This window comes from Silicimonas algicola, from assembly GCF_003148765.1.
GTDB classification, from domain to species: Bacteria; Pseudomonadota; Alphaproteobacteria; order Rhodobacterales; family Rhodobacteraceae; genus Silicimonas; species Silicimonas algicola.
On the sequence record NZ_QGGV01000010.1, the window covers coordinates 77,364 to 96,079 of the forward strand.

Consider the following 18,716-nt stretch of genomic DNA (forward strand, 5'->3'; position numbering starts at 1 on the left):
AATCGTCAGGCGGCCGACTCGCGCGGGCCGAGGAGATACCAGGCGACGAAGCCGAGACCGGGAAGCAGAAGGATAACGAGCCAGAGGGTACGTGTCGTCAGGGGCGCTTTCGAGCGTAGGACGGAGATGAGCGCCCACATGTTGAGCGTGAGCGCCAACAGCACCCAAAGGCCGAGATACTGGATCACCGGATCAGTCCAGGCGGACCGAGGGGCTGGACTGGACCTGCTGCGACGAGAAGTCGGCCTCCTCGAGCCCGAAGTCCGCGGCGACGGCGATCACGAAGATCATCGCGAAGGCGGCGAGCATGGCTTTCATGGGGTCATCCCTTTCATGTGTTGTCCTTGAGGAACTCGATCAGGTCCTGGCGGTCCTCGGGCCTCGTGATCCTCTGCATAGGCATTTTCGAGCCCGGGATGAAGTGGTCGGGGCCAAGATCGAAAAGCTTGTCGACCGTGTCTTCGGTCCAGGCGAAGCCGAGGCGCTGGACGGTCTCGGAATAGCTGTAGTCCGGGAGGCTGCCAGCCTTGCGGCCAAAGAGCCCGGCCAGCGTCGGTCCGGCGCGGCGGGTGTCGTCGTCGGCGAGGCTGTGGCAGATCGAGCACTTCCGCTGGAACTGGCGCTCACCGTTCGACATCTTGGCTGGATCGTTCAGGAAGGCGCGCGTCTCGGTCGCCATGATCGGCGCGTCGAGCGCGTTGTGGGCCGGAAAGACGTAGGCCGTGTCGTCGATGCCGCCTGCGATCAGGCTCTTGCCGTCGGACGTATAGGACAATGCCCAGACCGGACCGTTGGCGGCGGCACGGTAGTCGCCGATAAGATCCCAGCTCGTCGTGTCGACGGTCATCACGAAGCCCTGCCCGTCGCCCACGGACAGTTCGGAGCCGTCGGGCGACAGCGCCATCGTCAGGATCGGACGGCGGTCGAGGGTCAGGTCGGCGAGGTCGTCGCCGGTTGTCGCGTCGATCACGCGGGTGCCGCCGTCGACCGCGCCGTAGGCAAGCCAAGCGTCGCCCAGGGTCAGGGTGTTCACGCCGAAGCCGTGCCGCACGACGAGGCGCTTCTCGGCGCCGGTGGCGATGTCCCAGAGGCGTACCGTGCCATCGGCGGAGGCGGACCAGAGCGAGGCGCCGTCGTCCGAGAAGACGACGTCGTTCACCGCGCCGTCGTGTCCCATCAGCCAGCCCGTCCGCTCCCCAGTGGCGATGTCCCAGAGGCCGATCGCGCCGTCCCAGCCCGCCGAGGCGAGGCGGGTGCCGTCGGGCGAGACGGCAAGCGCCGCGACCTGGCCTTCGTGGCCTTCAAGCCGGGTGCGGAGGGTGCCCGTGACAACGTCCCACAGGAGGATCGCGAAGTCGTCGCCGCCCGAGGCCGCCAGACCGCCGGGCAGAAAGATCGCTGTCTTGACGGCGGCGGCATGGCCTTCCAGCCAGCGCACCTCGTCGTTGCCGAGGGTCCACAGACCGACGGAGTTGTCGAAGCTGGCGGTCAGCGCCCTGGTTCCGTCCGCCGACACGTCGGCCGACATCACCGGGCCGCCGTGCCCTTCGAGGATGCGGAAGTCGGCGGCGAAGACGGGTGCCGCGACAAGCGCCATGACAAGCGCGAGGGCGCGCATCTCACTCGGCGGGCGTCGCCGTGGGCGGCGCCGCGCCTTGCTTGGCCTGCTCCTCTTCGACCCAGAGGCTGTGGTGCTCCTTGGCCCAGTTCAGGTCGACCTCGCCGGACCCCATGGCGTCATAGGCGCCCTCCATCCCGAGCGTGCCGATGTAGATGTGCGCGAAGACGATCCCCATCAGCACGAAGGCGATGATGGAGTGCCAGAGCTGGGCGTACTGCATCTCGGCGTGGGGCGTCAGCGCCTCGGGCAGAGGCTCGCGTCCGACCAGCTCGGGCAGGCCGAGCGCGTTGATGTGGTGGAAGGTCGAGGCGAACATCGGCATGTCGAAGGGGAACAGAAGCGACAGGCCCGAGACCGAGATCGACGCGCCAAGGACGATGACGGACCAGAAGATCAGCTTCTGACCCGCATTGAACTTCTTCGCCGGCGGGTGGCCCTTCGTGAAGATGCCGCCACCCTTGGCAAACCACGTCAGGTCGGTCCGATCCGGCAGGTTGTGCCAGACCCAGAGGACGAAGACGAAGATGAGGGCCAGCATGAAGGCCCAGCTCACGTTGTTGTGGATCCATTTCGAGCCGATCGCGAGCGTGGCGTAACCCTCCTTCCCCATCCAGGGGATCATGCCGACCCGGCCGAAGAGGCTGATGAGTCCGGTCACGCCGAGAAGGATGAACGACCCGGCAAGAAGCCAGTGCGAGAACCTCTCGAAGGCGCGGAAGCGGGTGATCTTGACGCCCGACTTGCCGTGGTCGATCCGGATGCGGCCCCGAATGAGGTAGAACAGCGCAAGGAGCCCAAGGACGCCGAGGAGGAAGTAGCCTCCCCAGGTCCGCAGTGGGCCTTCGCGGAACTGAAGCCACCACATGCCCTCGTCCTGCACCAGAAGCGTGGCGGCGGGCGAGCGGACCTGGCTGGAGACATTGGCCGTGCCGTAGCGCAGCGCGCGCCACAGCTCGGGGTCCGACTGGCCCCCGAGCGTGCCGAGCGGTGCGGTGGGCGGCGCGGCGGAGTCAGGGTCACCCGTCGCCTCGGACCGGAAGGTCGGATCGACCTCGAGGCCCTGCTGGCGGCGCAGGATGTCGTCGAGCGTCTGCGCCCCGCCGGTTTCGGCGCGCGGCGCGTCAGACGGGACCTCCTGCGCGAGGGCGTTCTGCATGGACGCCACGGCAAGCGCGAGCGCGATCAGGATTGCACGGATCATCGGTTCCTCCCCAGCCTCATCTCATCCGCATGTCGTCTTGTAGACGCCATGCAAGTTTGTGTTGTTCCAGCGCAGCCTTGTAGTCGCCGGCGGTTTCGAAGCATTCGGCCATGTCGAGCGCGATCCCCTTGCGCAGGACCGCGTAGTTCTCGCGCTTGGCGATACGCGCGGCCTCGCGCAGAAGGGTCTGCGCCTCGTCCGTGTTCTTTTCCGAGCGCGCCACGCTCGCCAGTCCCGTGTGGACGATGCAGTCGATGAAGAGGTCGCCCGCGGCCTTGCCCAGCTTGCGGGCCTGCGCGAAGGACAGCCGCGCCTCATAAGGGTGACCCTCGGCCGTGTGAACGGATGCCTGCACGGCATGGGCATAGGACAGCATCACGCCGTTTCCGTCCCGCGATGCGAGATCGACGGACCGTGCGGCGTGATCGGCTGCCTTCACCATGTCGCCGTCCGATAGAAGCCATCGTGCGGTGCAGTATTCGACGAGGGGCATGTGTTCCTCGGGCGCCAGTTCCCGCGCGCGGCTGAGCGTGATCCCAGCGCGCGCCCGTTCGCCCCCGAGCCGCTGCACGGTGGCGCGGGCCAGCAGAAGGCTGGTCTGCGCGGGCGCGGCTTCGCCGTCGGTCATGTCCTTGAGAAGCCACAGGCCGCGGTCGACCGCGCAGGTCGCCAGGTCGAGCCGACCCCGCGTATAATGCACCACCGCGAGAAGCGCGTAGATGCCCGCGCGCGCGTCCCGGTGCTGACTTTCGGGCAGGTATCCCTCGGCCTTCAGGCAGTGCTGCATGGCCGTGTCCATATGGCCGGTCCAGAGCGCGTGCCAGGCCAGCGTCCGCAGGGCCAGGCCCTGCTCGGCCCGGCTGCGCTTGCCGCTTCCGGCCTTCGCCTTGAGCTGCGCCTCGGTCGCGTATTCGAGGCTCGAGTCGCGCTCCACCCACCGACGCGCCCAGGCGATGCGGTTGAGCAGAGCGGGATCGCCGCTCGGCAGTTCGGAATGGACCTTCTTGCGTATGGCTGGCATCGACATCTGCGACCGAAAGAAAAATGACGCCCCGAGGGCTTCGGGACGTCATGGGATCATAGCAGAAGGTCGGCGGTCTCAACCACCTTTCTGATCGTAGGCCGTTCCCCAGCCCCAGGCGCCCGAGCCGAAGCCGCGTGCGACGACCCTTTCACGGTAGATGTCCGAGACGTCATCGCCGTCCCCGGCGAGCAGCGCCTTGGTCGAGCACATCTCGGCGCAGATCGGCAGCTTGCCTTCGGCGAGACGGTTGCGGCCGTATTTCGAGAACTCGACCTGGCTCATGTCTTCTTCGGGTCCGCCCGAGCAGAAGGTGCATTTGTCCATCTTGCCGCGCGAGCCGAAGTTGCCGGCCTGCGGATACTGCGGCGCGCCGAAGGGGCAGGCGTAGAAGCAGTAGCCGCAGCCGATGCAGAGGTCCTTGGAGTGCAGGACCACGCCATCGGCGGTCTGGTAGAAGCAGTCGACCGGGCAGACCGCCATGCAAGGCGCGTCCGAACAGTGCATGCAGGCGACCGAGATCGAGCGTTCGCCCGGATCGCCGTCGTTGATCGTCACGACCCTGCGGCGGTTGATGCCCCAGGGGATCTCGTGCTCGTTCTTGCAGGCGGTGACGCAGGCGTTGCATTCGATGCAGCGTTCGGCGTCGACGAGGAATTTAACTCGTGCCATTTTCTTTTCTCCTCCTTACGCCGCGGTGATCTTGCAGAGGGTGGCTTTCGTCTCCTGCATCTGCGTCACGGAGTCGTAGCCGTAGGTCTGCGCGGTGTTCGAGCTTTCGCCCAGCACATAGGGGTCAGCCCCCTTCGGATACTTGGACCTGCGGTCCTCGCCCTGGAAGTAGCCGCCGAAGTGGAAGGGCATGAAGGCCACGCCCTCGCCCACCCGGTTGGTCAGCATGGCCATGACCTTGACCTTGCCGCCCTCGGGTCCCTCGACCCAGACCTGTGCGCCGTCCCTGACACCGATGTTGTTCGCGGTGCGCGGGTTGATCTCGACGAACATGTCCTGTTGCAATTCGGCCAGCCAGGGGTTCGACCGGGTCTCGTCGCCGCCGCCCTCGTACTCGACCAGCCGGCCCGAGGTGAGGATGATCGGATAGCTTTCCGAGAAGTCCTTGTCCTGGATCGACTTGTAGAGCGTCGGCACCCGCCAGAAGGTCTTGTCTTCGTAGGTCGGGTAGTCGGCCACGAGGTCGCGGCGGTTAGAGTAGAGCGGCTCGCGATGGGTCGGCACGGGGTCCGGGAAGGTCCAGACGACCGCACGGGCCTTGGCGTTGCCGAAGGGTGCGCATTCGTGGAGGATCGCGACGCGCTGGATGCCGCCCGAAAGGTCGGTCTTCCAGTTGACGCCACCGATCTTTTCCTTCCAGTCGGCGGGATAGGGACCGGTCTGGTCCTGCTCGCCCACTTCCTCGCCCTGCCCGGTCAGCTTGCCCTCGGCGTCGCGATAGCCTGCGACGCGTTCGATCGACTGGCGCTCTTCGGGGCTGAGATCGGAGTCCCAGCCGAGATCCTGGAGCATCTGCATCGTGAACTCGGGATATCCGTCCTGGATTTCCGATCCCACGCTGTAGACGCCTTCTGCCAGAAGGTTGTCACCCTCGTGCTCGACCCCGAAGCGGGCGCGGAACGTCAGGCCGCCCTTCGAGACCGGCATCGACATGTCGTAGAGGTTCGCCGTGCCGGGGTGGTTCATCTCGGGCGTGCCCCAGCAAGGCCAGGGCATCCCGTAGAAGTCGCCGTCGGCCGGACCGCCGATCGCGCGCAGCGTCGTCTTGTCGAACGTGTGCTGGTTCGCCATGTGCAGCTTCAGCCGCTCGGGCGACTGGCCGGTATAGCCGATCGTCCACATGCCGCGGTTCACTTCGCGGGTGATGTCCTCGACGTTGGGCTCGCCGTTCTCGATCGCGATGTTGCGGAACATGCGGTCGGCGAATCCGAACTTGTCGGCGAACTTGGCGAGGATCGTGTGGTCGGGCAGCGATTCGAACAGCGGCTCCACCACCTTCTCGCGCCACTGGAGCGAGCGGTTGGACGCGGTGACAGAACCGTAGGTCTCGAACTGCGTGGCGGCGGGGAGAAGGTAAACCCCGTCGGTCCGGTCCTGCATCACCGCCGAGACGGTGGGATAGGGATCGACCACGACCATGAGGTCGAGTTTCTCCATCGCCGTCTTCATCTCGACCATGCGAGTCTGCGAGTTGGGCGCGTGGCCCCAGAGGACCATCGCCCGGGTGTTGTCGGGCTGGAGGATGTTCTCCTTGTCCTCGAGCACGCCGTCGATCCAGCGCGAGACCGGGATGCCGGTCTCGTACATCATCTCGAGATCGGTGCCGTCCTTGCCCCTGCCGGGCATCTTGGCGAAGCGGGACTTCAGCCAGTCCAGGTCCTCGCCCCAGACGCGGGCGAAGTGAGCCCAGGATCCGGGCGCCAGGCCATAGTAGCCGGGCAGCGTGTCGGCGAGGACGCCGAGGTCGGTCGCGCCCTGCACGTTGTCGTGGCCGCGGAAGATGTTCGTGCCGCCACCCGCGACGCCCATGTTGCCGAGCGCGAGCTGCAGAATGCAGTAGGCGCGGGTGTTGTTGTTGCCGTTGGTGTGCTGGGTGCCGCCCATGCACCAGATGACGGTGCCGGGGCGGTTGTTGGCCATCGTGCGCGCGACGCGCTCAAGCTGGGTGCCGGGCACGCCGGTGACGCGCTCGGTCTCTTCGGGGTCCCACTTGGCGACCTCGGTGCGGATCTGGTCCATGCCCCAGGTGCGGGTGCGAAGGAATTCCTTCTCCTCCCATCCGTTCTCGAAGATGTGCCAGAGGATGCCCCAGATCAGCGCGACGTCCGAACCGGGCCGGAAGCGGACGTATTCGTCCGCATGGGCTGCGGTGCGCGTGAAGCGCGGGTCGCAGACGATGAGCGGCGCGTTGTTCTGCTCCTTCGCCCGCAGGACGTGCAGGAGCGAGACAGGGTGCGCCTCGGCCGGGTTTCCGCCGATGATGAAGATCGCGCGGCTGTTGTGGATGTCGTTGTAGCTGTTCGTCATGGCGCCGTAGCCCCATGTGTTCGCGACGCCCGCGACCGTGGTCGAGTGGCAGATGCGCGCCTGGTGGTCGACGTTGTTCGTCCCCCAGTAGGCCGCAAACTTGCGGAACAGGTAGGCCTGTTCGTTCGAGTGCTTGGCCGAGCCGAGCCAGTAGACCGAATCCGGACCCGACTCTTCGCGGATCGCCATCATCTGGTCGCCGATCTCGTTGATCGCCTCGTCCCAGCTCAGGCGCTGCCATTCGCCGCCGACGAGCTTCATCGGATACTTCAGGCGGCGTTCGCCGTGCGCGTGCTCGCGGACGGACGCGCCCTTGGCGCAGTGGGCGCCCAGGTTGAACGGGCTGTCCCAGGCGGGCTCCTGCCCGACCCACACGCCGTTGTCGACTTCGGCCAGAACCGTGCAGCCGACCGAGCAATGGGTGCAGACCGATTTCTTGATCTCGATGTTGCCGGTCGCGGCGGCCGCCTGGGCGGCGGCGGGCGTCACCCGGCCCACGCCTGAGGCGAGGGCTGCGAGACCGCCCACGGCCAGACCCGACCCACGCAGGAAGCTGCGGCGGTCGACGTTCTTGCCGGCAACGCGGCCGAGGATGGGAGCGGCGCGGCCGCGGCCCTGGATGGATGTCTTCTTTCTCAGCATCTGGTGGCCTCCCTCAGAAGCGCGCGGAGGCCAGATAGGCCTTCACATGCTCGGTCTTGCGGTATCCCGATCCCTGCGGCGCCTCTTCGGCGGCGGCCTCGGCCGGCGCGATTGCGGCTGCGGCGACGGCGGCGGGGGCCGAGGCGCCCGCCAGTTTCAGGAAGTCGCGACGGCTGGTCCCGTCCTTCTTCTTGTCGTCCATCTCTGGTCCTCCCTATGCCTCTTGACGGGGGTCCGGATCCCCCCGCGTCAGGCTTCCATCCTGAAGGCTTCGATCTCGATCTCCATGAAGGCGCGTCCGATCTTACCGACCGGCGCGTAGAGGACCGAGCCTTCGGCGGCCTCCAGATCCGTAAAGAAGTGCGACGCCCAGGTCGCGATATGCGTATTGAAGAATGCGTGCTGGTCGCCGACCGAAAGGGGCGTCCCGTAGTCGCCGCGAATGAGGCCCGCCATGATCTCGCAGAGCGTGGCGATGTGGTCCTCGGGTTCCTTGACGCCGTCGTTCCGGGCGATGCCGAACTGCGCCATGTGGGTGCGCAGACGGGCGAGCGGCTTTTCATTGAGAAAGCCGGTCAGGTAGAAACTCGCGTAGGGCAGAAGCTCGCCGCGTCCGAGGCCGATGAAGAGCGCGTTGTATTCGCGCTTGGCGGCAGCGGGCTGGGTCGCGGCGGCGACCAGCGCCAGCGCAGCGATTCCCTGCCCCAGATCCGATCCGTCGCCGTCGAGCGCGGCAAGCGCATCGAGCGTGGCACTGTCAGGGGCAGAGGCCAGAAGCCGGGCGAGCATGGAATAGAGATCGGCGCGCAGAAGGTCTTCTTCCGCAGCCCCCTCCCTGATGGTCGCCGATTGGCTTTTTAGGCTCACGTCCGCCCGCCTTGTTCCGGTCTGCCATCACCCTAGGAAACGCCCGCAAATTGGGCAATTCATTTTTCCAATCGCAGGTGCGACGGATCAACCCGCCTGGTCAGGTCGTGAAGCGCATCCGCTTGGGATTGAAGGAGATTTCCTCGTTTTCGTCGCCATCGATCAACTCTTCGTCGATTTCGGTCGAGGTGACAGCGGAAATGTCCGGTTCCTCAAGCGTCGCATGGGCAATATCGGCTTCAGCTAGCGCCTCAGCCTGTATATTAGTGTCGTTATCCTGCAAAATTTTCGGAACATGCGCGGCCTTTAGGAAACCTTGCCCAACGCGGTAGGCGGTCGCCAGGACCTTGGCGTTCATCTCGGGCGAGCGGTAGTCGATGTCGTAGTCGTTCAGCCCGTCCAGATTTGCCAACAGGGGATTCGACCGCCACAGCATCCGAAGGGCCCTTCGCCGCAGGAAGTCCGGGACGCCCGCGCGCATGAAGATCGAGAAGTCGTCGCCGGCCTTGAGGCTTTCCGGCAGCGGCAGCTTCAGCCGTTCAAGAAGCAGTCGTTCGTCTTCCGGTGTCTCGGGCTCGGGCTCTTCCGGCACGTCGGGTTCGGGCGCCGGAGTGGGCTCCGCGGCGCGGGTTTCCTCTTCGGCCACAGCCCGGCGCCGGCGCGACCAGCGGCGGAAGAGGTCGTCGTCCTCGTCAGTCATCCTCGCGCCTCGCCTTCTGGGTGGCGGGGCTGCGATACACGTCCGCCGCCTGCCTTATCCTCGGGTCGCCGACGCCGTCCTCGACGCGGTCGACGCGGGCGGCGTCGCGGCGGCGCTTCACGAATTCTGTCTCCTCGAAATGGGCCTCGCAGAAATCGCGGACCAATGTCGCAAGCGACGCGGGCATGGCCACGGGGTCGACGATCATCTCGGAGCTGTCCTGCCAGTTCTGGCCGCGGTCTGCGGAGACAGTGACGGCGTGGACGTCGATGCCATATTCGTTGGGGGCGTCCTTCTGCAGGACGACGAAGACGGACGGAGGGGTCATCATAAGCGAGGTGCGATAGCTTTCGACCTCGGCGCGGTGCAGGTCCATGGGCAGGGTCGCAGCGTGAAAGTCGGTCACGCCGTCCTCCTCGCGAAGGACGCGAAAGCCTCCGGGACCGGCGTTCGGCAGGACCGCAATTGCCGACCACGACCACTTCGCCCAGCGCGTCACGCCGGGGCGACGTCTGAGGACGACGCCGAGAGGTATGTCCATCTGGTGCGGAAATGGGGTCATGGCCCGGCAGGAAACACCCCCCGATTGCCTTTGACAAGACGAGGCCGCATCATGGCCTTCGCTCTGACGCCTTGGGGAGGACCGATGACCGCACCGAAACGCCTTCTTCTTTGCACCTGCGAAGATACCCAGGCCGTGGATCCCCAGACCGCATCGACCGCGCTTGGCGGCATCGATGTGCGAACGGTCCGCGCCTTGTGCATGGGCAATGTCGACGCGGCGGCGAAGGCTCTGGCTCAGGAGGGCGAGACGCTGATCGCCTGCGGGCAGATGTCGGCGTTCTTCGAGGATCTGGCCGAGGAACTGGGTGCGCCCGAACGCCTCGCCACGGTCGACATCCGCGACCGAGCGGGCTGGACGGACACCGGCACGGCGTTTCCGAAGCAGGCCGCGCTGCTGGCCGAGTCGCTGGTCGCCCGGCCGGACACGCCGACGCGCGACGTCACAAGCGAGGGCACCTGCCTGATCCTCGGCCCGGCCCACGTGGCCGTGCCCGCGGCCGAGAGCCTGGCAGGATCGCTCGCGGTGACGTGCCTTGTCGCCGAGGACCCCGGCGACATGGCGCCTCCCGCGACCTACGACCTGGCGCTCGGCCGTCTGAAGAAGGCTGGCGGCGCCCTTGGGCGTTTCGCGGTCGAGGTCGACGGCTATCGTGCCGCCGATCCGGGCGGACGGGGCGCCGTAAGGTTCGGCCCGGCGGCGGACGGCGCGAAATCGACCTGCGACATCCTCCTCGACCTGAGGGGAGAGGGGCCACTGTTCTCGGCCGACCACAAGCGCGAGGGCTATGTCCGCGCCGATCCGGGCGATCCCATTGCCGTCGCGCGCGCGGTGGCCGAGGCGCGCGAGTTGCAGGGCGTGTTCGAGAAGCCGCTCTACATCCGTTTCGATCCGGGTCTCTGCGCCCATTCGCGGGCCAGCCAGCCCGGCTGCGCGCGCTGCCTGTCGGTCTGCCCGACGGGGGCCATCACCTCGGCGGGCGACACCGTCGTCATCGACACCGACGTCTGCGCGGGCTGCGGCGAATGCGCCGCCGTCTGTCCCTCCGGCGCGGCGAGCTATGACGACCCCCCGGTGTCGGTCCTTTTCGCCCGCCTGCGCACCCTGGCGTCCGAGTTCCGCCGCGCGGGCGGACAGGCGCCGCGTGCGCTGTTCCACGAGGCCGACTGGGGCGGCGAGATGATCCGCCTCTCCGCCCGCTTCGGACGCGGGCTGCCGCCCGACGTGATCCCCGTCGAGGTCTCCTCGATCGAGGGCGTGGGACATGCCGAGACGCTGGCCGCGCTCGGCGTGGGCTTCGCCTCTGTCGCGGTGATGCCGGGACCGCGAAGCGATACCGGGGTGATCCTGCGCGAACTGGCGCTTGCCGAGGCCATCGCCGGTCAGGGGCGTCTGTCCGTCCTGGACGTGTCGGACCCCGACGCGATGGAGGCGGCGCTATGGGATGCCGAAATTGCGCAGCCCGTCGCCGATCCGATCCTGCCGCTCGGCGGACGGCGCGAGGTGACGCGACTGGCGGGAACGGCGCTGAACGTGCCCGACGCCGTGCTCGAACTGCCCGAGGGTGCGCCTTATGGCGCCGTGGTGATCGACACCGAGGCCTGCACGCTGTGCCTCGCCTGCGTGTCGCTCTGCCCGGTCGCGGCGCTCGGCGACAATCCCGACAAGCCGCAGGTGACCTTCCGCGAGGCGGCCTGCCTGCAATGCGGCATCTGCGCGTCGACCTGTCCCGAGGACGCCATTACTCTCGCGCCCCGGTTGGACCTGTCGAAAGAGGCGCTGGCGCCGCGCGTCCTGAACGAAGAAGAGCCTTTCGACTGCATCAACTGCGGCAAGCCCTTCGGCGTCCGCTCGACCATCGAGAAAATCGTCGAGAAGCTCGAGGACAAGCACTGGATGTTCAAGGGCTCGGACAACGTGAAGCTGATCCAAATGTGCGACGACTGCCGGATCTCGGCGCAGTATCATCAGGAAGGATCTCCGTTCCGCATGGGCGACCGTCCGAAGCCTCGCACGACCGACGACTATCTCAAGGAGCGGAAGCCGCACTGAGGCTGTCACGGTCGCGCGACCTTGCCTTGCCTTGGACCGGCGACCGGTCCATTTCACCGGCATGATCCAGCGCCGCCGTTTCCTTGCCGTCTCCACCGCCGCCGTCGCGGCACCGTCGTTCCTTCGCGCCCAGAGCGATCCTTTCGCGGAGGCGGTCGCCGCAGCACGGACGCTGCAACAGCTTCACACGCTGCTCGTCGTCCGTGACGGCGAGACGGTTGTCGAGGAGACCTTCGGCGGGCCAGGCCCGGATGGGCTTGCCAACGTGAAGTCGGTTTCGAAAACCATCGTGGCGACCCTTCTCGGTGCCGCCATCGACAAGGGCGAGGTGCCGGGGGTCGAGGCATCGCTCGGCGAGGTCGCTCCGGGGCTGATCCCGAACGAGGCGGACCCGAAGGTAGCCGAGATCACTCTCGAGGATCTGGTGACGCTGCGCGCGGGGCTGGAGCGCACCTCCGGCCCCAATTACGGGTCTTGGGTCAACAGCCGGAACTGGGTCGCCAATGCGCTGTCGCGGCCCTTCGTCGCCGAACCGGGGGCGCGGATGCTTTATTCCACCGGATCGACCCACGTGCTTGGCGCGGCTCTGGCCGAGGCGTCCGGCCGCTCACTTCTCGAGCTGGCACGCGACTGGATCGGAGAGCCGCTGGGCATCGAGATTCCGGCCTGGACGCGCGATCCGCAGGGCTTCTACCTGGGCGGAAACGAGATGGCACTGACGCCCCGCGCGATGGCGCGCTTCGGCGAGGCGATCCGCAGGGGCGGAGCCATCGACGGAGTGCGGATCGTCAGCGAAGAGTGGGTGCGCCGGTCGCTGTCGCCCGTCACCCGCTCGCCCTTCTCTGGACTGGGCTACGGCTACGGCTGGTTCACGGGCACGCACGGCGGGACGGACTTCGCATTGGCCAGAGGCTACGGCGGCCAGGTGATCTGCATCGCGCCGGCGAAGGCGCTGACCGTCGTCATCACGTCCGATCCGACCCAGCCCGCACGCTCGGGCGGATACTTCGGCGACCTTCTCCGCCTCACCGGCGCGATCATCGACGCGGCCTGACCTTCAGTTCGACTGGACGCCGCCCCCGAGGTCCTTGGGCTTCAGCGTCGCCACGAAGGCGGTGATCGCCTCGATTTCGTCCAGCGTGATCTCGACGGGCACGATGTGGACCTGCCGGTCGGGACCGAAGGGTTCGGTCACGCCCTCGACCTGCGTGAAGGACGGGTGCGGGTTCTCGGCGTAGAACGCGAGGAACAGGGTCGACCAGTCCGGCCGACCGCGCATCGCCTCGAACGAGGGAGTGGAGCCGATGCCGCCCATGCGATTGCGGTCGTCGACGACGTGGCAGCGCCCGCAATGGACGAGCGCGAGGCGGGCGCCGACCTGCGTATCGCCGTCGAAGGTCTCCTTGACCACGACCTCGCTTGCCGCCTCTGTTGCGGCGTAGACCGGCTTTCCGTCGACTTCGAAGCTCTCGACGGCGGCGATGCCGGGGTCCGACCTCAGCCAGTCAAGAAAGAGGTCGGCCTCGGGCGATGGCATGGCGATGTCCAGCCGCACCTCGTCGCCACCTATGATCTGGAACACCCGCTCGCCCTGATCGCCCAAGGCCATGTCGGCCTCGCCCTCGGTCACCGGGGCCACGTCGACGCGATGCTTGAACTTGAAACGCGGGAGGATCTGCTTGTCGAAGCCGGACGCCAGCATCTCGTCGGGCATCCGGAGCGTCAGATCCTGCGCGCTCGATCCCGCTCCCCAGAGCGCGGCGCTGGCGGCGGCGGCGATGATGCGTGGAAACCCGATCTTGCACCTCCCTTGCGATCTGAGATTATCCCGCCTCTGACACAAGACAAGACCACACAGGGGAGAGCGATGTCCGAAGAAGCATTCAACATGAGCCTGAGGAAGTTCCTCAAGACCGTCGGCGTCACCTCGCAGCGCGAGATCGAGGAGGCCGTGCGCGCCGCATCGGGCACACCCGCCGGCAAGGTGAAGGCCAAGGTCGTGCTGACCATCGGCGATCTCGGCCTGACCCACGAGGTTACGGGCGACATCGAGATGCCGGGCGAGAACTGAGTGGCCGACATCGAGGCCGTTCGCGCGGCACTGTCACGCATCGTCGATCCCGCACGGGGCGAGGACATCCTGTCGGCCGGCATGGTCAAGGGACTTGCGGTCCGGGACGGAGCCGTCAGTTTCGTGCTGGAGGTGGACCCGGCGCGGGCGAGCGGCATGGAGCCGTTGCGCAAGGCGGCTGAAGCCGCCGCGGCGTCCGTCGAAGGCGTCACCGGCGTGTCCGCCATCCTGACGGCGCACGCGCCGCAGGGTACGGCACGGCAGGCGCCCAAGATGGCCGTTCCCGATCTGGGCCTGAAGGACTTCACGCCGAAGCCGAAGGCTCCAGAGGGGCCGCAACCCTTGCCCGGCGTCCGCCACGTCGTCGCCATCGCCTCGGGCAAGGGAGGCGTCGGCAAGTCTACCGTCTCGTCGAACCTCGCCGTCGCCCTCGCCGCGCGCGGGCTTCGGGTCGGGCTTCTGGACGCAGACGTCTACGGTCCATCGCAGCCCCGGATGCTGGGGATCACCGGGCGGCCGTCCGCCCCCAGCCCCGGCGTCATCCTGCCGCTGAGGAACCACGGCGTTGCGGTGATGTCGCTCGGCTTCATGGTCGAGGAAGGCGAGGCCCTCGTCTGGCGCGGACCGATGCTGATGGGCGCGCTCCAGCAGATGCTGGCGCAGGTGCAGTGGGGGACGCTCGACGTCCTGCTGATCGACCTGCCGCCGGGCACGGGTGACGTTCAGATGACCCTCTGCCAGAAGACCGAAGTTGCCGGTGCGGTGATCGTCTCGACGCCGCAGGACATCGCGCTGATCGACGCTCGCAAGGGCATCGACATGTTCAACCGGATGGGGACGCCGATCCTGGGCCTCGTCGAGAACATGGCGAGCTTCGTCTGCGACGGCTGCGGCAAGGCGCATCACCCCTTCGGTCACGGCGGCGCGCGGAAGGAGGCGGAGAAACTTCGCGTGCCTTTCCTGGGCGAGATTCCCCTTCACCTCGGCATCCGCGTTGCGGGCGACGCCGGTGCGCCGATCGTGGCGCAGAAGCCGGAAAGCGAGGAAGCGAAGGCGTTCTGGTCCATCGCCGACGGTCTCGTAGCCACGCTCGCGGCGCGGGGCTGACATGCCGGTCGACTTTCCGCCGCTTCTCACCGGCCGCGCTGTTGCCGACGATCCCTTCGAGGTCGCCTGCGTCGCCGCAGGGGAAGCCGATCCGGGAACGGTCTTCTACAGCCCCGATCCGGACAGGATGCGCGCGGCGATCCTGCTGGCGCCCGAGGTTCCCCTGCGCGAGGCGGCGGGCGTCAGCTTCGCCGTGTCCCTCGGTCTCAACGATGCGGTCGGCGCCCTCGCCCCGCCCGAAGTGGGCGTTCACCTCGAGTGGCCGGACCGCATCCGGGTGAACGGCGCGCGCGCGGGACGGTTGAGGATGGCCGCGTCGACGGCAGACCCCGAGGTCGAACCCGAGTGGCTGGCCGTAGGCGTCGAACTTGCGGTGCGGTCCCAGTCTTCCGACGCGCCGGGTCTGACGCCGGACGAGACCTGCCTGCACGAGGAAGGCTGCGGCGAGATCGGCACGCCCGACCTGATCGAGGCCTGGGCCCGCCACATGATGAACTGGCTGCACATCTACCTTACCGATGGCTTCTCCGAACTGCACGAAGAGTGGCGCGCGAAGGCGCATCGCCTCGGTGGTGCGGTCGAGTATCCGGAGCCGGGAACTTTCGTCGGGCTCGACGAGTGGGGAGGCATGATCCTGAAGGACGGAGATGCGACGCGCATCCTGCCGCTTACCCGAATGATGGAGGTCCGATGTTCGCCCGCGTGATCCGTCTCGACGACAGCGACCTGAACGTCTTCGACCTGGCGGCCGAGCCGGGCGAATGGGCCGTGCCGGGGACCTTCGCCTTCTCGAACTGGTCCGAGGACGACCTGAGCGGCAAGTCGCGTCAGGCCTTTGCGCACGGCTGGCTTGGCCTCTCGAGCTTCGGGCGCGCCTCGGTCGTCGCGGTCACGCCGATCACGGCGGCCGAGAAGGCGGCGCTGGCGGACGCACTCGCCGCGCATTTCGTCGCCGCCTGGGGAGCGCCCGACCTTGACGCCGCGCGGCCTGTGGCGGGCGAGGAGATCGCTCACATGGCCGCGCTCTGCGAGGGGCACCCCGAGAACAGCCTGATCGTCCTGGAGCGCGAGCTGACAGGGGCAGGCGTCCGCGACCGCTTCCGCATCGTGCCGCCGCAGGGAGCAGCGCTGGAAACCTTCGCGGTTCACGGCGACTGATGCCGAGCATCGACCAGCTCCTGCGCGAGTTCATCACGCTTTTCGTGGTCATCGACCCCATCGGAACGCTGCCGGTGTTCTACTTCGCGGCCGCGGGCGTGCCCCGGCACCTGCACTGGCGCCTCGCGACGCGCGCGGTCGTCGTGGCGGGCGTCGTCCTTCTGGGCTTTCTCGTCGCGGGGCAGCTCCTTCTGGAAGGGCTGGGCCTGCGGTTCGGGTCGTTCCAGATCGCGGGCGGGATCGTGCTGTTCCTTTTCGCGATGACGATGATCTTCGGGGAATCGCGCCCCGAGGAGGTGATCCACGAGGCCGAGCGCGCATCGCTGTCCGGTGCCGTCTTTCCGCTGGCCATCCCCTCCATCGCCTCGCCCGGGGCCATGCTCGCCATCGTCATCCTGACCGACAACCACACGAACCCCGTCTTCGACCAGTTCGTGACGGCGGTCGTGCTCTGTGCTGTTCTCGGTTTCACACTGGTGCTTCTGCTCCTCGCAGCGCGCCTGAAACGGGTGCTGGGCGAGACCGGAGCCAGCGTCATCAGCCGGGTGATGGGGATCATCCTCGCCACGGTGGCGGTGGATTCGGTCCTGGGAGGGCTGAATGCGGTCGGCGTCCTGACCCTGCCCGAAGGGGGAGCCCTGGAAATCACGTCCCCGGCGGAGTGACAAAAAAAGGCCGGGCTGAAAGCCCGGCCAGTCCAACAGGGAGGTACCATGCCATAACCCGGACATGGAAACGGGATCCGTAAACGCGTCAGGCGACCAAACGGTAACCGCCCGACTCGGTCACCAGTAAACGCGCATTCGAGGGGTCCGGTTCGATTTTTTGTCGCAGCCGGTAAATATGTGTCTCGAGTGTGTGCGTTGTGACACCCGCATTGTATCCCCAGACCTCGTGCAGAAGGATGTCGCGCGGCACGACGCCCTCGCTGGCACGGTAGAGGAACTTGAGGATGTTCGTCTCTTTCTCGGTGAGACGGATCTTCTTTTCGTCCTCGGTAATCAACATCTTCTGCGCTGGCTGGAACGTGTAGGGCCCGAGTTGGAAGACGGCGTCCTCGGACTGTTCATGCTGCCTCAGCTGCGCCCGGATGCGAGCGAGAAGGACGGGAAACTTGAAGGGCTTCGTGACGTAGTCATTCGCACCCGCATCGAGGCCGAGGATGGTGTCGGCGTCCGAATCATGTCCCGTCAGCATCAGGACCGGGCACTTCACGCCATGCTTGCGCAGCACGCGGCACAGCTCGCGCCCGTCCGTATCCGGCAGCCCCACATCGAGGATGACGAGGTCGTAGATGCCCTGGCGAACCCGCTCCAGCGCCTCGGCGCCGTTGCCGGCTTCGAAGACGTCGAAGTCTTCGGTCATCACGAGTTGCTCGCCGAGCGCCTCGCGCAGGTCTTCGTCGTCGTCCACCAAAAGAATTTTCTTGAGGTTCTGAGCCATGTCACACTTCTCCGTGAACCGATGGTGAGGAAATGAGCGCGGATCCGCGATCTTGCAAGGATTGCTGCAAAAACTCACAGGCTCGTGTCGCCGTCGGGGGAAATGTTTCAAATCCTTGACGGAAGGCGTAAACGACAGGTGAGCCGCCCGGAGACGCGATGTCCCTGTTACCCACCCTTATGGAGCGCATCGCCCGTGCGCGGACGGACCTTCGGCTTGGCCTTCCGGTCGTGCTTCAGGGGGACGGGCGGTCGGTCCTGGCCCTTGCCGCCGAAGGTCTCGACGCGGACCGGTTCGCGGACCTGCGCGCGCTCGGCGATCCGGTGCTTGCCGTGACGGCCCGGCGCGCGGCGACGCTGAACGCCCGCGCCTATGACGGGGACATGGCCCGCATCGTCCTGCCGCGCGACGTCACGACGGACTGGATCCGCGCCGTGGCCGACCCCCAGGATGACCTGTCGGCGCCGATGAAGGGACCTTTCGTCGCGATGCGCGATGGTCCGGCCGACCTGCACCGGGTGGCCCTCTCGCTGGCCAAGTCCGCGCGCCTTCTGCCCGCGGCACTGGTTCTCCACGTCGATGCCGTCCCCGATGACCTGACCCGGCTCGACGCCGCCCTGACGCTGCAGGCGCTGTCGGACCCCGCGCACCACACCCGCGTCGTGACGGGGAACGTGCCGCTTGCCGTGACGGGCGCCGGTCGCGTTCACGTCTTTCGTCCCGAGGACGGCGGCGAAGAGCATGTCGTCTGCGAGATCGGTCGTCCGTCGCGCTCCGAGCCGGTTCTGGTGCGCCTGCACTCGGCCTGTTTCACGGGCGACGTCCTGGGCTCGCTCAAATGCGATTGCGGGCCGCAGCTTCATGCCGCGCTGGCGCAGATGGGGGCCGAGGGCCAAGGCATCCTGCTCTACCTCAACCAGGAGGGCCGAGGCATCGGCCTCGCCAACAAGATGCGCGCCTACGCCCTTCAGGATCAGGGCTTCGACACGGTCGAGGCGAACCACCGGTTGGGCTTCGAGGACGACGAGCGCGACTTCCGCACCGGCGCGGACCTTCTGAAGCGGCTTGGCTTCTCGAAGGTCCGCCTGATGACCAACAACCCCGCCAAGGTCGAGATGATGGCGGCGCAGGGCATCGAGGTGACCGAGCGCGTGCCGCTGCAAGCGGGTCGCAACCCGCTGAACACGGCCTATCTCGACGTCAAGGCCCGGAAATCGGGCCATATTCTCTGA

21 protein-coding genes are annotated in these 18,716 nt (G+C 67.1%); 8 read left to right on the top strand and 13 right to left on the bottom strand.

The genetic code is table 11. The annotated features are described in order from the left end of the window. Positions 1-5: 5 nt before the first annotated feature. The 11 genes from C8D95_RS17935 to C8D95_RS17980 form a co-directional block, all read right to left on the bottom strand. Complete coding sequence (locus C8D95_RS17935; protein WP_241239762.1) at positions 6-188, bottom strand: PLDc N-terminal domain-containing protein; 183 nt, start codon at positions 186-188, stop codon at positions 6-8. Between the two features lie 4 nt (positions 189-192). Continuing rightward, positions 193-318 carry a hypothetical protein gene (locus C8D95_RS22795; protein ID WP_277601029.1) on the bottom strand — a complete coding sequence of 42 codons (126 nt, stop codon included), beginning with the start codon at positions 316-318 and terminating at the stop codon, positions 193-195. Between the two features lie 13 nt (positions 319-331). After that, entirely contained in the window at positions 332-1,618 is a 1,287-nt protein-coding gene (locus C8D95_RS17940) for a c-type cytochrome (protein WP_109760578.1), read from the bottom strand. 1 nt (position 1,619) lies between these two features. Then, complete coding sequence (locus C8D95_RS17945; protein WP_109760579.1) at positions 1,620-2,822, bottom strand: formate dehydrogenase subunit gamma; 1,203 nt, start codon at positions 2,820-2,822, stop codon at positions 1,620-1,622. Between the two features lie 16 nt (positions 2,823-2,838). After that, positions 2,839-3,843 carry a tetratricopeptide repeat protein gene (locus C8D95_RS17950; RefSeq protein WP_109760580.1) on the bottom strand — a complete coding sequence of 335 codons (1,005 nt, stop codon included), beginning with the start codon at positions 3,841-3,843 and terminating at the stop codon, positions 2,839-2,841. Positions 3,844-3,921: 78 nt separating this feature from the next. Continuing rightward, on the bottom strand, positions 3,922-4,515 hold the full coding sequence (fdh3B, locus tag C8D95_RS17955; RefSeq protein WP_109760581.1) for a formate dehydrogenase FDH3 subunit beta: 594 nt from the start codon (positions 4,513-4,515) through the stop codon (positions 3,922-3,924). 15 nt (positions 4,516-4,530) lie between these two features. Then, on the bottom strand, positions 4,531-7,524 hold the full coding sequence (locus tag C8D95_RS17960) for a formate dehydrogenase subunit alpha (RefSeq protein WP_109760582.1): 2,994 nt from the start codon (positions 7,522-7,524) through the stop codon (positions 4,531-4,533). A gap of 13 nt (positions 7,525-7,537) precedes the next feature. Beyond that, on the bottom strand, positions 7,538-7,726 hold the full coding sequence (locus tag C8D95_RS17965) for a ubiquinol-cytochrome c reductase iron-sulfur subunit N-terminal domain-containing protein (protein WP_109760583.1): 189 nt from the start codon (positions 7,724-7,726) through the stop codon (positions 7,538-7,540). A gap of 47 nt (positions 7,727-7,773) precedes the next feature. Then, entirely contained in the window at positions 7,774-8,313 is a 540-nt protein-coding gene (locus tag C8D95_RS17970) for a TorD/DmsD family molecular chaperone (protein WP_109760671.1), read from the bottom strand. 178 nt (positions 8,314-8,491) lie between these two features. Continuing rightward, the gene (locus tag C8D95_RS17975; RefSeq protein WP_109760584.1) at positions 8,492-9,091 is read right to left on the bottom strand and encodes a DUF3306 domain-containing protein; all 600 of its coding nucleotides are present in this window, start codon (positions 9,089-9,091) and stop codon (positions 8,492-8,494) included. Beyond that, positions 9,084-9,653, bottom strand: a complete 570-nt coding sequence (locus C8D95_RS17980) for a DUF3305 domain-containing protein (RefSeq protein ID WP_109760585.1) — start codon at positions 9,651-9,653, stop codon at positions 9,084-9,086. The genes C8D95_RS17975 and C8D95_RS17980 overlap by 8 nt, the downstream gene beginning before the upstream one ends. A gap of 84 nt (positions 9,654-9,737) precedes the next feature. On the opposite strand from C8D95_RS17980, the gene C8D95_RS17985 reads away from it, so the two are divergent. Together C8D95_RS17985 and C8D95_RS17990 are read left to right on the top strand one after the other, a co-directional pair. After that, a complete protein-coding gene (locus C8D95_RS17985; RefSeq protein WP_109760672.1) occupies positions 9,738-11,705 on the top strand; it encodes a 4Fe-4S dicluster domain-containing protein in 1,968 nt (655 codons plus the stop codon). Between the two features lie 61 nt (positions 11,706-11,766). Continuing rightward, on the top strand, positions 11,767-12,759 hold the full coding sequence (locus C8D95_RS17990) for a serine hydrolase domain-containing protein (protein ID WP_109760673.1): 993 nt from the start codon (positions 11,767-11,769) through the stop codon (positions 12,757-12,759). Positions 12,760-12,762: 3 nt separating this feature from the next. Here the strand turns inward: C8D95_RS17990 and C8D95_RS17995 are convergent, their stop codons facing one another. Continuing rightward, a complete protein-coding gene (locus C8D95_RS17995) occupies positions 12,763-13,419 on the bottom strand; it encodes a cytochrome c family protein (RefSeq protein ID WP_109760586.1) in 657 nt (218 codons plus the stop codon). A 153-nt stretch (positions 13,420-13,572) separates the two neighbouring features. Here C8D95_RS17995 and C8D95_RS18000 point away from each other — a divergent pair, with 153 nt between their 5' ends. From C8D95_RS18000 to C8D95_RS18020, 5 genes are read left to right on the top strand one after another with little or no spacing between them, the layout of a single operon-like run. Continuing rightward, a complete protein-coding gene (locus tag C8D95_RS18000; protein ID WP_109760587.1) occupies positions 13,573-13,776 on the top strand; it encodes a DUF6494 family protein in 204 nt (67 codons plus the stop codon). Next, complete coding sequence (locus tag C8D95_RS18005; protein WP_109760588.1) at positions 13,777-14,883, top strand: Mrp/NBP35 family ATP-binding protein; 1,107 nt, start codon at positions 13,777-13,779, stop codon at positions 14,881-14,883. A gap of 1 nt (position 14,884) precedes the next feature. After that, positions 14,885-15,589 carry a biotin/lipoate--protein ligase family protein gene (locus tag C8D95_RS18010; RefSeq protein WP_109760589.1) on the top strand — a complete coding sequence of 235 codons (705 nt, stop codon included), beginning with the start codon at positions 14,885-14,887 and terminating at the stop codon, positions 15,587-15,589. Next, positions 15,574-16,041 carry a DUF6505 family protein gene (locus C8D95_RS18015; protein ID WP_109760590.1) on the top strand — a complete coding sequence of 156 codons (468 nt, stop codon included), beginning with the start codon at positions 15,574-15,576 and terminating at the stop codon, positions 16,039-16,041. The genes C8D95_RS18010 and C8D95_RS18015 overlap by 16 nt, the downstream gene beginning before the upstream one ends. Continuing rightward, a complete protein-coding gene (locus tag C8D95_RS18020) occupies positions 16,041-16,706 on the top strand; it encodes a MarC family protein (protein WP_109760591.1) in 666 nt (221 codons plus the stop codon). The genes C8D95_RS18015 and C8D95_RS18020 overlap by 1 nt, the downstream gene beginning before the upstream one ends. An 88-nt stretch (positions 16,707-16,794) precedes the next feature. Here C8D95_RS18020 and C8D95_RS18025 read toward each other — a convergent pair whose 3' ends face one another. Continuing rightward, the gene (locus C8D95_RS18025; RefSeq protein WP_109760592.1) at positions 16,795-17,484 is read right to left on the bottom strand and encodes a response regulator transcription factor; all 690 of its coding nucleotides are present in this window, start codon (positions 17,482-17,484) and stop codon (positions 16,795-16,797) included. A gap of 158 nt (positions 17,485-17,642) precedes the next feature. Here C8D95_RS18025 and ribA point away from each other — a divergent pair, with 158 nt between their 5' ends. Continuing rightward, positions 17,643-18,716, top strand: coding sequence for a GTP cyclohydrolase II (gene ribA, locus C8D95_RS18030; RefSeq protein ID WP_109760593.1), 1,074 nt, complete (start codon positions 17,643-17,645; stop codon positions 18,714-18,716).